At 59.0% G+C, this 13,193-nt stretch carries 11 protein-coding genes; 6 read left to right on the top strand and 5 right to left on the bottom strand.

The features are described from left to right. Positions 1-4: 4 nt before the first annotated feature. From AB4O40_RS02540 to AB4O40_RS02520, 5 genes are all read right to left on the bottom strand, one after another. The gene (locus AB4O40_RS02540; RefSeq protein WP_007970583.1) at positions 5-382 is read right to left on the bottom strand and encodes a response regulator; all 378 of its coding nucleotides are present in this window, start codon (positions 380-382) and stop codon (positions 5-7) included. Positions 383-459: 77 nt separating this feature from the next. After that, on the bottom strand, positions 460-1,641 hold the full coding sequence (locus AB4O40_RS02535) for a hybrid sensor histidine kinase/response regulator (protein ID WP_409079032.1): 1,182 nt from the start codon (positions 1,639-1,641) through the stop codon (positions 460-462). Then, on the bottom strand, positions 1,635-2,228 hold the full coding sequence (locus AB4O40_RS02530) for a chemotaxis protein CheB (protein WP_460056295.1): 594 nt from the start codon (positions 2,226-2,228) through the stop codon (positions 1,635-1,637). Before AB4O40_RS02530 ends, AB4O40_RS02535 begins: the two co-directional genes overlap by 7 nt. Then, positions 2,225-3,058: a CheR family methyltransferase gene (locus AB4O40_RS02525; protein WP_056724701.1), complete on the bottom strand. Its 834-nt coding sequence runs from the start codon at positions 3,056-3,058 to the stop codon at positions 2,225-2,227. The genes AB4O40_RS02530 and AB4O40_RS02525 overlap by 4 nt, the downstream gene beginning before the upstream one ends. Continuing rightward, entirely contained in the window at positions 3,058-6,549 is a 3,492-nt protein-coding gene (locus AB4O40_RS02520; protein ID WP_056724699.1) for a response regulator, read from the bottom strand. Before AB4O40_RS02520 ends, AB4O40_RS02525 begins: the two co-directional genes overlap by 1 nt. 246 nt (positions 6,550-6,795) lie before the next feature. Between AB4O40_RS02520 and AB4O40_RS02515 the strand changes: the two genes are divergently transcribed. From AB4O40_RS02515 to AB4O40_RS02490, 6 genes are all read left to right on the top strand, one after another. Beyond that, positions 6,796-7,158, top strand: coding sequence for a response regulator (locus AB4O40_RS02515; protein ID WP_056724696.1), 363 nt, complete (start codon positions 6,796-6,798; stop codon positions 7,156-7,158). 74 nt (positions 7,159-7,232) lie between these two features. Beyond that, the gene (locus tag AB4O40_RS02510; protein WP_460056300.1) at positions 7,233-8,531 is read left to right on the top strand and encodes a glycosyltransferase; all 1,299 of its coding nucleotides are present in this window, start codon (positions 7,233-7,235) and stop codon (positions 8,529-8,531) included. A 106-nt stretch (positions 8,532-8,637) separates the two neighbouring features. Continuing rightward, positions 8,638-9,528, top strand: a complete 891-nt coding sequence (locus AB4O40_RS02505) for a phospholipase (protein ID WP_460056303.1) — start codon at positions 8,638-8,640, stop codon at positions 9,526-9,528. 61 nt (positions 9,529-9,589) lie between these two features. Further along, positions 9,590-10,495, top strand: a complete 906-nt coding sequence (locus AB4O40_RS02500; RefSeq protein ID WP_056724690.1) for an AraC family transcriptional regulator — start codon at positions 9,590-9,592, stop codon at positions 10,493-10,495. Between the two features lie 285 nt (positions 10,496-10,780). Continuing rightward, positions 10,781-12,091, top strand: a complete 1,311-nt coding sequence (locus AB4O40_RS02495) for an ABC transporter substrate-binding protein (RefSeq protein ID WP_460056306.1) — start codon at positions 10,781-10,783, stop codon at positions 12,089-12,091. Positions 12,092-12,290: 199 nt separating this feature from the next. Beyond that, complete coding sequence (locus tag AB4O40_RS02490) at positions 12,291-13,190, top strand: carbohydrate ABC transporter permease (RefSeq protein WP_460058189.1); 900 nt, start codon at positions 12,291-12,293, stop codon at positions 13,188-13,190. Positions 13,191-13,193: the final 3 nt, after the last annotated feature.

Here is a 13,193-nt window from a genome sequence, read left to right as displayed (position 1 = left end):
GCGCTCAGGAAAGCATGTCCTGCATCAGTTCCTGCAATTTATCCAGATCGAAGGGTTTGTCGAGGATCGGCGCCTTGCGGGTGATCGGGCTGTCGGTCTCACGGATTTCCTGGGCATAGCCACTGATGAAAATCACCTTGAGCTCCGGTCGCAGCTTCACGGCGGGCTCGGCGATCTGCACGCCGGAGATTCCCCCGGGCAGGCGGAAGTCGGTGATCATCATGTCCAGGTGCGGTTTGCTCGCCAGGATCTCGAAAGCCTGCTCGCCGTTTTCGGCCTGCAACACGCGGTAACCCTCGCCCGACAGATAAGCGGACAGCACCATCAGAATCGAGGGATCGTCCTCGACGACGAGTACTACATCTTGTGCATCTTCGCTCATGGGAAGCCTTTGTTCGGTCAATTGCTGCTGATACGACCGTGGTGTCGATCAGAGGTTGCGTTTACCTGGCTGTTTTCCTACAGCGGCAGACAAACGCGAAACAAGGCGCCTTCGCCAATCCTGCTCTGGACGGTAATAGTACCGCCATGGGCGGCCACAATCTGCTCAGAAATAAACAATCCCAGACCCAGTCCGGCGACGGCGTGCCTGGCCGATACCCGCTCGAACTGCTGGAAGATCCGCTTCTGGTTTTCCTCGCTGATGCCGATCCCTTGATCCTGAACATCCACCAGTGCCTGGCCACCCTCACTGTAGACCTTCACCGCGATCGGGCTCTTGGCCCCGTAGCGCAAGGCGTTGGTCAACAGGTTGGAAATGACCTGTTCAATACGAAACTCATCCCAGTTTCCGATCACCGGTTGCACGGCATCGAGCGAAACCGAAGCCTCTGCGGCGTCGATCTGCTGGGAGAAGTTGTGCAGCACGTCGCGAACCAGCGTCGAAAGATCAACGCGCTTGGGCCGGATCGACAACTTGCCGGTACGGATGCGCGAGACATCGAGCATGTCTTCGATCAAGCGAATGAGGCTTTTGATCTGCCGCTCGTCGCGGTCGACCATGGCATGCATCTTGTCCAGGGTGAAGGCGGCGGCGTTGTCCCGGGCCAGGTGCATCTTGCGCAGCTGGGTCTCAAGGATCAGACCGTTGAGCGGCGTTCGCACTTCATGGGCGACGATGGACATGAAGTCATCGCGCATGCGCACCGCCTGCTCCAGTTCCAGCTGGGTGTTTTGCAGTTGCTCGAGCAGCGCTTCCTGTTCGCGGCGGCTTTGCTCAAGGGCCAGCACTTGTTCCTTCATCGCCTTGCTCTGGCGATACAGGTCGACGAACACATTGACCTTGCTCTTGACCGCCTGGACGTCCAGCGGCTTGTGCAGGAAGTCCACGGCTCCGCTTTCATAGCCCTTGAATGCATAGTTCAGTTCACGCCCGGCGGCGCTGACAAAAACGATCGGGATGTTCCTGGTCTTTTCCGTGCCGCGCATCAACTCGGCCAGCTCGAAGCCATTCATGCCGGGCATCTGCACATCGAGGATGGCCAAGGCGAACTCGTGTTCCAACAGCAGGGACAAGGCTTCGTCGGCGGACAGCGCCTTGTACACGATGCGGTCTTCACGCTTGATCAGCGCTTCGAGCGCCAGCAGATTCTCCGGCAGATCGTCCACGATCAGCAGTTTGGCCTGGATATTACTCAACATGCGATTCGTTCCAGCTCGACAAGCAAACGGCCGATGCCGCGTACAGGAAGTATGTGGTCCGGCTGGTGCATGTCCAGCGCGGCCTGGGGCATGGTGGCAACCTGAGCCTCCTGCGGGTCCTGCACGATGGTCATGCCACCGCGCTGCTTGACCTGAGCCAGGCCGCGCGCGCCATCGCGGTTGGCGCCGGTAAGCAACACTGCAGCCAGATGGGCGCCGTACGCATCGGCGGCCGATTCGAACAGGTAATCGATGGCGGGTCGCGAATGATGCAACCGAGGCTCCAGGCTCAGCGAAAAGCTGCGGTCCCGCTCCACTGACAGGTGATAACCGGGCGCGGCGAAATACAGCGTGCCGGCCTCGACCGGGGTCTTGTCGCAGGCCTCCCGCACCGGCAGGGCAACCCGGCGGGAAAACACGTCCGCCAGCTGGCTGCGGCGCTCGTCCGGCATGTGCAGCACGACAATGATCGGCAGTGCGAAGCCTACGCGCAGCGGGCCGAGGATGCTCAACAGCGCCTCGACGCCACCGGCGGAGGCACCGATCACGATCGCTTCGATCGCCGGTAATTTCCTTGCACTGTTCATGTTTTTCGATAAATCCGTTCTTGTTTGACCAACGGCTCGAACTGATCGCCGAAGGCTGAGAAATCCGGGGTTTCCTTACTGCCCAGCACCAAAAAACCGCGATGACAGAGGGACTCATGAAACAGTCCGAATGCCCGATCCTGAAGTTTTTTATTAAAATAAATCAATACGTTACGGCATGAAATTAATTGAGTTTCCGAGAATACGCTGTCCGTCGCCAGGCTGTGATCGGCGAAGGTCACGTTCTCGCGCAGTGTCTTGTCGAAAATCGCGTACCCATAGGCCGCCGTATAGTAGTCGGCAAACGAACTCTGGCCACCGGCCTGCTGGTAATTAGCAGTGTAGGCGCGGACGTTCTCCATCGAGAAAATCCCTTGCTTGGCCTTTTCCAGCGAGCGCGGATTGATATCGGTCGCATAGATGATCGTGCGGTCCAGCAGGCCTTCTTCGCGCAGCAGAATGGCCATTGAATACACCTCTTCTCCGGTGCTGCATCCAGCGATCCAGACCTTGATCGAGGGATAGGTTCGCAGCAACGGCACCACTTCCTTGCGGATGGCCAGGAAGTGCGAGGGGTCGCGAAACATCTCGCTGACCGGAATGGTCAGCAATTGCAGCAGTTGCATGAACGCGGCGGGATCGTGCAGGACCTTATCCTGCAATGCCGAGATGGTGTTGCACTCCAACTGGCTCAACGCATGGTTGACCCGGCGCTTGATCGAAGCGCCGGAGTAATCGCGAAAATCGTAGCTGTATTTGAGATAGATCGCCTCGATCAACAACCGCAGTTCGATTTCGCTGTTTCGCTCCACTGGGAAATTGCGCTCCACTAGATCCGTTCCATCTTCGGTAACCACACACGGATCAGCGAAAACAGGCGATCGAGGTCAATGGGCTTGGCCAGGTAATCGTTGGCGCCGGCCTGCAGGCAGCGCTCCTGATCGTCCTTCATGGCCTTGGCCGTCACCGCGATGATCGGCAGCTTGCGCCAGCGCGGGTCCTTGCGGATTTCAACGGTGGCTTCAAAACCATCCATTTCCGGCATCATCACGTCCATCAACACTAGATCGATGTCTTGCACCTCATTGAGTCGTTCTATCGCTTCGCGGCCATTGCGGCCAATGACCACGACTGCGCCCTTATGCTCCAGCGCACTGGTGAGGGCGAAAATGTTGCGCACATCGTCATCCACCAGCAGCACCTTGCGGCCTTCAAAGACCTTGTCGCGGCTGCGGGCAACCTTGAGCATCTTCTGTCGATCATGGGACAACCGTGATTCGACTTTGTGCAGAAAAAGCGTCACCTCATCCAGCAACCGCTCTGGCGAGCGTGCGCCCTTGATGATGATCGAACGCGAATACTTGCGCAGTTCGGCTTCTTCATCCCGGGTCAGGTTGCGCCCGGTATAGACGATGACCGGTGGAAAGGAGCAGATGTCTTCGGTGGACATGCGCTTGAGCAGGTCATTGCCGAGCATGTCCGGCAACTTGAGGTCGATGATCATGCAATCGAAGACCGACGTGCGCAGCAGGTCCAGCGCCTCCTGCGCCAGGCCAACGGCGGCGATCTCGATGTCATCGTCGCCGATCAGGCGGGCAATGCTGTCGCGCTGCAAGTCATCGTCCTCGACCAGCAGCACGCGCTTGACCTTCTGGGTCAGCTTGGCCTCGAGGCGTGCAAACACCTCCTTGAGTTCCTCGCGGCTGGTCGGTTTGACCGCATAGCCAATGGCACCCATGTGCATCGCCGCCTCGACCCGGTCTTCGACTGAAATCACATGCACCGGAATGTGTCGGGTTTCGGCGTGCTCCTTCAAACGTTGCAGCACGGTCAGGCCGGAATGATCCGGCAGGCGCATATCCAGCAGGATCGCATCGGGGATGAACGCCTTGGCCAGCTCGTAGCCTTCATCGGCACCATGGGCCACCAGGCATTGATAACCCAGTTCATGGGCCAGATCGTAGAGGATGTGGGCAAAGTTCGGCTCATCCTCCACCACCAGAATGCAGCGGGTGGTGAACGGACCCTTGTTGCGATCGTCATCGAAACGCGGAATGTCGACTTCGGCCACCCGTGGCGACAACGTGGGCGTCGGCACACTCGACGCCGCCACCACTGGAGCGGCTCGCATCGGTTCGACAGGCACTTCGCCCGGTTCCACGTACTGCCGCGGCAAGACCAGGGTAAATACACTGCCCTGCCCCGGCGTGCTGGTCACGCTGATGGAGCCGCCGAGCAAGGCCGCCAGGTCTCGGGAGATCGACAAACCCAGCCCCGTGCCGCCGTAGCGCCGGTTGGTGGTGCCATCGGCCTGACGGAACGCTTCGAAGATGCTTTCGTGATGATCCACCTCGATGCCGATCCCGGAATCGCCGATGCTGAACGCGATGCCGTCGTTCGGCGCCGAGGCGACGGATAGGCTGACGCTGCCGCTTTCCGTGAATTTCACGGCGTTGGACAACAGGTTCTTGAGCACTTGCTCCAGGCGCTGGCGGTCGGTGAATAGCATCAGCGGTGCGCCGTCCTGAATATCCACCTGGAAATCCAGCTGCTTGTCCATGGCCAATGGCTGGAACAGGCCGCGCAGGCCATCCACCAGACGCGCCACGCTGGTGTTCTCCGGATGGATCTCCAGCTTGCCGGCCTCGACTTTGGAGATATCCAGAATGTCGTTGATCAGGTGGAGCAAGTCATTGCCGGCGCAGTAGATCGACTCGGCGAACTTCACTTGCTCGGCGGTGAGGTTTTCTTCCGGATTTTCCGCCAGCAGCTTGGCCAGGATCAACGAGCTGTTGAGCGGCGTGCGCAACTCGTGGGACATGTTGGCGAGGAATTCGGACTTGTATTTGCTCGATCGCTGCAGTTCTACCGCGCGCTCTTCGAGCTGGATCTGGGCCTGATTGAGTTCGGTATTCTTCAGGTCCATGGCGTCGCGTTGTTCGGCCAGTATTTCTGCCTGCTCGGCGAGTTGTTCGTTGGTCTGCTCCAGCTCCACCTGCTGGGTTTCCAGGTGTGCCTGGGACTCCTTGAGAATCCGCGACTGCTCCTCGAGTTCTTCGTTGGCGGTCTTGAGTTCTTCCTGCTGAACCTGCAATTCTTCGTTGAGTTGCTGGGTTTGGGCCAACACCTCCTGCAAACGCTGGCGATAGCGTGCCGCCTCGATCGAGGTGCCGATGTTGCCGGCTATCAACTCAAGCAATTCAACGTCACGGTCGGTCAGTGGACGCAGGAAGCCCAACTCGATCACGCCATTGACCCGCTCGTCGTCGCTGGTGGGCACCACCAGCACACTGCGGGGCAAGCCGTCACCGAGGCCGGAGCAGACCTTGAAATAATCCCCCGGCACCTCGTCCAGGCGAATCAGCCGTGCCTGTTGCGCCACCTGGCCGACAATACCTTCGTCGCTGTAGATCTGCTGTTCACGCTCTTCCTGTTCACGGGAAAACCCGTAGGTGGCGATGCGCTTGAGGCCGCCGTGGTCTTCGCGCACATAAATGGCCGCCACGGCGCTGCCCAGGTACTGCGCACAGAATTGCAGGATGTTGCGACCGAGCATGGCCAGGCTCAATTGCCCCAATACCTGCTCGGCCAGTTCGGTCTGGCCGTTGCGCAGCCAGGCCTGTTGCTCCAGACGATGGGCGCTGGCCTGTTGGCCGGCAAGGTTGACGCTGTAGTTCTGCGACAGGGTCATCAAGTCGCGACGCCCGACATACGCCAGCAACCCGCTGACCCCGGCTATGAGCAACAGGTAGAGGCTGATGCTCATAATCGTGGTGCGCCGCACTTCATCATTGCGCGATGCGCGCAACTGTTGCTCGGTGTCGATCACCGCCTCGAACTGCTTGCGAATTTCATCGGTCAGGCGTTTGCCGCGTCCGGCCTTGACCACGGCGCGATAATCGCCGCTGCTGCGCTGCAAATCGATCATCGATTGTGCGTAGCTCGCCCACTCCTGCTGCAAGGCCTGCAACCGCAACAAGCGGTCGGTCTGCACCGGGTTGTCGTCAGTCAGTTCGAGCAAGGTGTTGAGCGCCACGGCGATGCGCGGCTTGGCGGTTTCGTAGGGGTCGAGGAAATGTTCATCGCCACTGAGCAGGAAACCGCGCATCCCGGTTTCCAGATCCACGGTCAGCTTGACCGCTTCATTGGCGTTATTGATCACCCGGTCGGTGTGCTCCACCCACTGGATCGTCGACAACAAATAGCTGATCAGCGAGACGAAGAACACGGCGCTGATGAAACCCAGCCCCAACGGCAGGCTGATGTTACGGCTCAGGAGTTTACGAAATCGTTGCTCATCAACCGAGGACGCTGAGGTCATGGGGCAGGCCTTGTCGAACTGTCAGGATGCAAGGAGTTTGCCCCAAAACTGGCACATCGATCCAATTATCTGACATGTTTGCGCGCAAGGTCCTAATTACGCTGTGTCCGCGCTATCCTTGCCTTTCCTGCGCCGTGAAAGCTTTTTCCAACGTGCTGGGAACTTGTCGGGATCCACCACTTACTCATGCAAGAGGCCGGTGATCTCCTGCGACCGGCAATACCAATCTTTTTCGGGAATTCGACCATGTCATCCGCCAACGCCTCCACCATCCTCGTCGTCGAAGACGATGCCATCGTGCGCATGCTGATCGTCGATGTACTGGAGGAACTGGAGTTCAAGGTGCTGGAAGCCGATGGCAGCGAACAGGCGCTGGAGACCCTCAAGGATGTGAACCTACACATTGACCTGATGATGACGGATGTTGGCCTGCCGGTCATGGACGGACGTGAACTGGCCACCCTTGCCCGCACGTTACGTCCCAACCTGCCCATCCTGTTTGCCAGCGGCTATGCCGAAAGCATCGAAGTCCCTGTCGACATGCACGTGATCGGCAAACCCTTCTCCATTGATCAGTTGCGCGACAAGGTCAAAAGCATTCTCGGGTGACCCTGGGCTGCGCTGTGGTTTAATGCGCGCCTTTTTCATCCCCGCCCTGTCTTCGCTTCAAGGAACGCCCGTACATGATTGAGTCCCGCGCAACCAAAGTCCTGGTCATTGGTTACGTCTGGCCCGAGCCCCGTTCTTCGGCGGCCAGTGGGCATGTCATGCAGATTCTCGAGGTTTTCCTGGAACAAGGCTGGGACATCACGTTCAGCAGCCCGGCAGGCTTCGGCGAGCAACGCGCAGACCTTACTGCGTTGGGTATCCGCGAAGTCCCCATCGAACTGAACAACAGCAGTTTCGATGCTTTCATCAGCGAACTGGCGCCGGACATCGTGCTGTTCGATCAATTCATGATGGAGGAACAGTTCGGCTGGCGAGTCGAGAAGCATTGCCCCGATGCCTTGCGCGTACTCGAAAGCTGCGACCTGCAAAGCCTCAGGCAGGGCCGGCATCAACGCCTCAAGGAGCGTTTGAAGACCAGTGACGACAACAACGACTTCAGCGATCTGTTCGCCCCCGCGTCGCGTGAAGAGTTCGAACACATGGCCGATACCGATATGGCGAAGCGCGAGATCGCCTCGTTCTATCGTTGTGATTTGACGCTGATGGTTTCCGAAGTGGAAATCGAATTGCTGGTCGAGCAGTTCAGGTTTGCGCGCAACCTGTTGCACTGGTGCCCGTTGATGGTCGATGTTCCGACCCGTGCGCCGGTACCCTTTGAAGACCGGGCACACTTTCTTCATATCGGTAACTTTCGCCACGCGCCCAACTGGGATGCCGTGCTCTGGTTGAAAACCGCTATTTGGCCGCTGATTCGCGAGCAGATACCCGGCGCTCAATTGCATATCTACGGTGCCTACACACCACCCAAGGCGACGGCCCTGCATAACCCGGCCCAAGGTTTTCATGTGATGAACTGGGCAGAAGACGCTCTGCAAGTCATGTCGTCGGCGCGGGTCTGCATGGCGCCTCTGCGTTTTGGCGCGGGAATCAAGGGCAAGATTGTCGATGCGATGCTCTGTGGCACACCGAATGTGACGACGCCAGTGGGTGCCGAGGCGATGCATGGCGAAGAGGCATGGCCAGGCGCAGTGACCCGTTCGGCACGGGAGTTCGCCGATCATGCCGTGCAACTGCACAACGACAAGACGCGCTGGCTTGACGCCCAGGCGCACGGGCAAACCCTGCTGGCCGGCCGCTACCGCAAATCCGTTCATGGCCCGGCGTTGATCCAGCGGCTGGTCGATTGCCAGCGGGATCTGGCAAACATACGACGAGATAACTTTACCGGCAGCATGTTGCGTCATCACCAGCACAAGAGCACTCAATACATGGCGCAATGGATTGAGGCGAAGAACCGGCTGAATCAGGAGTAGCCCACTTTTCTTGTGCAATACATAGTTACCGCCGTTGCTGTGCCCGACCGGTTAACCTGAGCGCTTCACACCCCATGGACGGGGGTGTTTCGCACAAGGAATGGCCATGACCCGCAACACGCATGGTTTGCTCGACAAGCAAACCTGGATGAGCAACACCCTCGAGATCGATCAACTCAAACTCACCGATATCGTCTGGCCTGGCGTGCATAACGCCGGCATGGACAAGAAAGCGCCGAACTACGACGTCGTGACCGGCAACTGGACCGCCTGTCAGAACGACACGTTTTCCTGGCAACTGGCCAACGGCGCCCGCGCCTTCGACATCCGTCTGGGCTACAGGGCCGGAGCGGCTCGATCGGGCTTCCACTTTCATCACAACGGCTATCGCTCGCATCGCGTCCTGGACGACCTGATCGACGCGGTGTTGCTGTTCCTCGATCGCAACCCGGACGAATTCATCGTGCTGGACTTCCATCAACTGGCCGATGGCAATAAACCTTTCGATCATCAACGGCTCAATGACTGGCTCGTGCGTCGCCTCGGGCTGCGAGCCGTCCTACCCGGCGACGGACTCAAAACAGTGGGAGAACTGAAAAGCGCCAGCCAGCATCGCCGGGTGATCATGGCGGCACCCGCCGGGCCAGAACTCGATGGCGAATACTTCTGGCCACGCATCCCGCACAAATGGCGCGACAACAGGTTCTCCGCGCCAGCCGAACTGCAACGCTACATCGCGCAGACCCTGGAAGATGCGCCTTACGAAACTTTCCTCTGGTTACTGTCCGCGACCACCTACTCGCTGCTCGGTGGGCCCGGGAATATCAAGCGGCAAATCAACGACTGGTTCAACACCACGGGAAACTGGGTGACGCGTTGCAGCATCATCAGCACCGACTTTTTCGACGAGTCCGACATCGTCCGTTATTGCTGGAGTGCCACCAGCATGAAAGCGGTTTACGGCCGTGCCTTGCATGAACAGACGCACCGGCGGTAGTAGCGCTGGCCCTGCGTCAAGAGGCATGATCCGGGCGGGATAACTACAAAAGCGCCCTGACATGACCCGCACCGCCAGAGTCACCGATCCTTCCTACGAGTTGATGGACGACCACAACGGCTTGTCCATCATCTATCGCCAGCACGGTTTCCCCTGCCCGTTGGTGCGCTGGCATTTCCACAAGGAATACGAGCTGCACCTGATCGTCGCCAGTTCCGGCAAGGTGTTCATCGGCGACTACATCGGCAACTTCTATCCGCAAACCCTGTTCCTGACCGGCCCCAACCTGCCCCACAACTGGATCAGTCAGGTGGCCGAGGATGAAGTGGTGCCAAAACGCGACATGCTGGTCAACTTCACCGACGAGTTGTTCGACAGCGGCTATCAGGTGTTCGCCGAACTCAAGGCCCTGGCACCGCTGCTGGAGCGTGCGCAGTACGGCATCGAGTTTCGCTGCAAGCACACCATCGCCAAGGCGATGGATCTGATGCAGCGCATCGCCGACACGACCGGTGTGACCCGTCTCGGGAATTTTTTCATTCTGCTGGAGTTGCTCGCGGCCACCGACGACTACCAATTGCTCTCTGGCGCCACGACCCCGCAACTGGCCGACGAACACAACATCGATCGCACCAACCGCGCGGTGGATTACATCTTCGCCCATTACGCCCGGGACTTGACGCTGGAGGAAGTCGCCGAGCACCTGGGCATGAAACCGACGTATTTCAGCCGGGTATTCAAGCAGGCCACCGGGCGCAATTTCATCGAGTTCGTCAATCGCCTGCGCATCAGCAAGTCCTGCGAGTTGCTGGCCGATGGCAACAAGCCGGTGACCGATGTCTGCTTCGAATCGGGCTTCAACAATATTTCCAACTTCAACCGGCGCTTCCAGCAACTCAAGGGCATGACGCCTTCTCACTACCGGCGCTTGGTGGTGCAGCGGTTGACCGAGCAAAACCTGGGCTGAAGTCACACCTCAAATCCCTGTGGGAGCGGGCTTGCTCGCTCCCACAGGTACAGCGTTACCCCCTCAAACCTGTACGGATTCAATACCCCTCCTTCGCTGAAAAGCCCTTCCCTGCGTCTACCCCGTAAAACCTCAGTGCAAAAAAGTATCGATCAAAGTGCGATGGATGATTTGTCTCGCCTGCCATTGAAGGATGTAATCAGCACAGATTCTTCCCTGCGCAGGAAGACACAAAAACAATAACTGTCCTTCTGTTTCCCGCCGGGTGCAGAAAAGGAGTGCACGATGCAACCTTCGGTAAAAGCCCTGCTTGCCCTCACCTGCATGACCCTGAGCAGCGTCAGCCTTGGCGCACAGACCCTGACCATCGCCACCGTCAACAACAGCGACATGATCCGCATGCAAAAACTCTCGAAAACCTTCGAGGCCGAGCATCCGGACATCAAGCTCAATTGGGTGGTCCTCGAAGAAAACGTCCTGCGCCAGCGCCTGACTACCGACATCGCCACCCAGGGCGGACAGTTCGATGTGCTGACCATTGGCATGTACGAAGCCGCACTCTGGGGCGCCAAGGGCTGGCTGGAGCCGATGAAGGATTTGCCGGCCAGCTATGCCCTCGACGATGTGTTCCCATCGGTGCGCGAAGGCCTGTCGGTCAAAGGCACGCTGTACGCCCTGCCGTTCTACGCCGAAAGCTCGATCACCTACTACCGCACCGACCTGTTCAAGGATGCCGGCCTGACCATGCCCGAGCGCCCGACCTGGGAGCAGATTGGTGAATTCGCCGCCAAACTGAACAAACCCGGGCAGGAACAGTACGGCATATGCCTGCGGGGCAAGGCTGGCTGGGGCGAGAACATGGCGCTGATCAGCACCGTGGCCAACGCCTATGGCGCGCGCTGGTTCGATGAAAAGTGGCAGCCGGAATTCAACGGTCCCGAATGGAAAAACGCGCTGAACTTCTATGTCGACACCATGAAGAAATCCGGCCCGCCGGGGGCGTCGAGCAACGGTTTCAATGAAAACCTCGCGTTGTTCAACAGCGGCAAATGCGCGATCTGGGTCGATGCCAGCGTCGCCGGATCGTTCGTCACCGACAAGTCCCAGAGCAAGGTCACCGATCACGTCGGCTTCACCTATGCGCCGCATCAGGTCACTGACAAGGGCTCGGCGTGGTTGTACTCATGGGCGCTGGCCATTCCGACCAGTTCCAAGGCCAAGGACGCGGCGAAAACCTTCAGCGCCTGGGCCACGTCCAAGGAATACGGCGCTCTGGTCGCGCAAAAAGACGGCATCGCCAACGTGCCGCCGGGCACCCGCGCCTCGACCTACAGCGAGGCGTACATGAGCGCCGCGCCATTCGCCAAGGTGACGCTGGAATCGCTCAAGGCCGCGGACCCGGGCAAGCCGGGCGCCAGGCCCGTGCCTTACATCGGCATCCAGTTGGTGACCATTCCCGAGTTCCAGGGCATTGGTACCCAAGTCGGCAAATCCTTCTCGGCGGCGCTGATCGGCCAGACCACGGTCGACCAGGCGTTGGCGGCGGCCCAGCAAACCACTGAACGCGAAATGAAGCGCGCGGGTTATCCCAAGTAAGCAGTCCCCTTCCCTGTGGGAGCGGGCTTGCCCGCGATGAGGCAGTCACATTCAACATAGATGTTGGCTGCTCAATCGCCATCGCGGGCAAGCCCGCTCCCACAGGGACCGCGTCGATGCCAGGAATGATTTCTGTCCTGAACATATATGTGTACCCAATCGGTTTAACGCCATGAATACATCAACTGCAAAAGCTCACATGGACATTGCCCAGCCGCAGCACAAAAGCCGTGTGTTCAATCCCGGCTGGTTCCTGGTCAGCCCTTCGGTGGCCTTGCTGCTGTTGTGGATGATCGTACCGCTGGGTATGACCGTCTACTTCTCGACGATTCGCTACAACTTGCTCAATCCCGGCGAAAACGAGTTCGTCGGCCTGGAAAACTTCACCTACTTCCTCACCGACTCGGGCTTCCTGCCCGGCGCCACCAACACCCTGTTGCTGGTGGGCAGCGTGCTGCTGATCAGTGTGGTGCTCGGCGTGCTGATCAGTGCATTGCTGGAGGCCAGTGAGTTTTTCGGTCGCGGCATCGTGCGGGTGATGTTGATCTCGCCGTTCTTCATCATGCCCACGGTAGGCGCACTGATCTGGAAGAACCTGATCTTCCATCCGGTATCGGGGATTCTCGCCTACGTCTGGAAGCTGTTCGGCGCGCAACCGGTGGACTGGCTGGCGCACTACCCGCTGCTGTCGATCATCATCATTGTCTCGTGGCAATGGCTGCCCTTCGCGATCCTGATCCTGATGACCGCCATGCAGTCCCTCGACCAGGAACAGAAAGAAGCCGCGCGCCTGGACGGTGCCGGGCCCATCGCGATTTTCTGGCACCTGACCCTGCCGCACCTGGCGCGGCCGATTGCGGTGGTGGTGATGATCGAAACCATCTTCCTGCTCTCGGTGTTCGCCGAAATCTTCACCACCACCAACGGCGGCCCCGGCTACGCCTCGACCAACCTCGCCTACCTGATCTACAACCAGGCGCTGGTGCAGTTCGATGTCGGCATGGCCTCGGCGGGCGGCCTGATCGCCGTGGTCATCGCCAACATCGCCGCGATCATCCTGGTGCGGATGATCGGCAAAAACCTGACCGACAAAGCCTGAGGC

Source organism: Pseudomonas sp. S2_F07, from assembly GCF_054668325.1.
Note: the sequence above shows the minus strand (reverse complement) of the source record. Positions and strands in the feature narration are given on the sequence as shown.

Bases quoted from the DNA above. Each gene is read 5' to 3' on its own strand.
- AB4O40_RS02540 (WP_007970583.1), bottom strand. From the start codon at position 382: ATGAGCGAAGATGCACAAGATGTAGTACTCGTCGTCGAGGACGATCCC.
- AB4O40_RS02535 (WP_409079032.1), bottom strand. From the start codon at position 1,641: ATGTTGAGTAATATCCAGGCCAAACTGCTGATCGTGGACGATCTGCCG.
- AB4O40_RS02530 (WP_460056295.1), bottom strand. From the start codon at position 2,228: ATGAACAGTGCAAGGAAATTACCGGCGATCGAAGCGATCGTGATCGGT.
- AB4O40_RS02520 (WP_056724699.1), bottom strand. From the start codon at position 6,549: ATGACCTCAGCGTCCTCGGTTGATGAGCAACGATTTCGTAAACTCCTG.
- AB4O40_RS02515 (WP_056724696.1), top strand. From the start codon at position 6,796: ATGTCATCCGCCAACGCCTCCACCATCCTCGTCGTCGAAGACGATGCC.
- AB4O40_RS02510 (WP_460056300.1), top strand. From the start codon at position 7,233: ATGATTGAGTCCCGCGCAACCAAAGTCCTGGTCATTGGTTACGTCTGG.
- AB4O40_RS02505 (WP_460056303.1), top strand. From the start codon at position 8,638: ATGACCCGCAACACGCATGGTTTGCTCGACAAGCAAACCTGGATGAGC.
- AB4O40_RS02500 (WP_056724690.1), top strand. From the start codon at position 9,590: ATGACCCGCACCGCCAGAGTCACCGATCCTTCCTACGAGTTGATGGAC.
- AB4O40_RS02495 (WP_460056306.1), top strand. From the start codon at position 10,781: ATGCAACCTTCGGTAAAAGCCCTGCTTGCCCTCACCTGCATGACCCTG.
- AB4O40_RS02490 (WP_460058189.1), top strand. From the start codon at position 12,291: ATGGACATTGCCCAGCCGCAGCACAAAAGCCGTGTGTTCAATCCCGGC.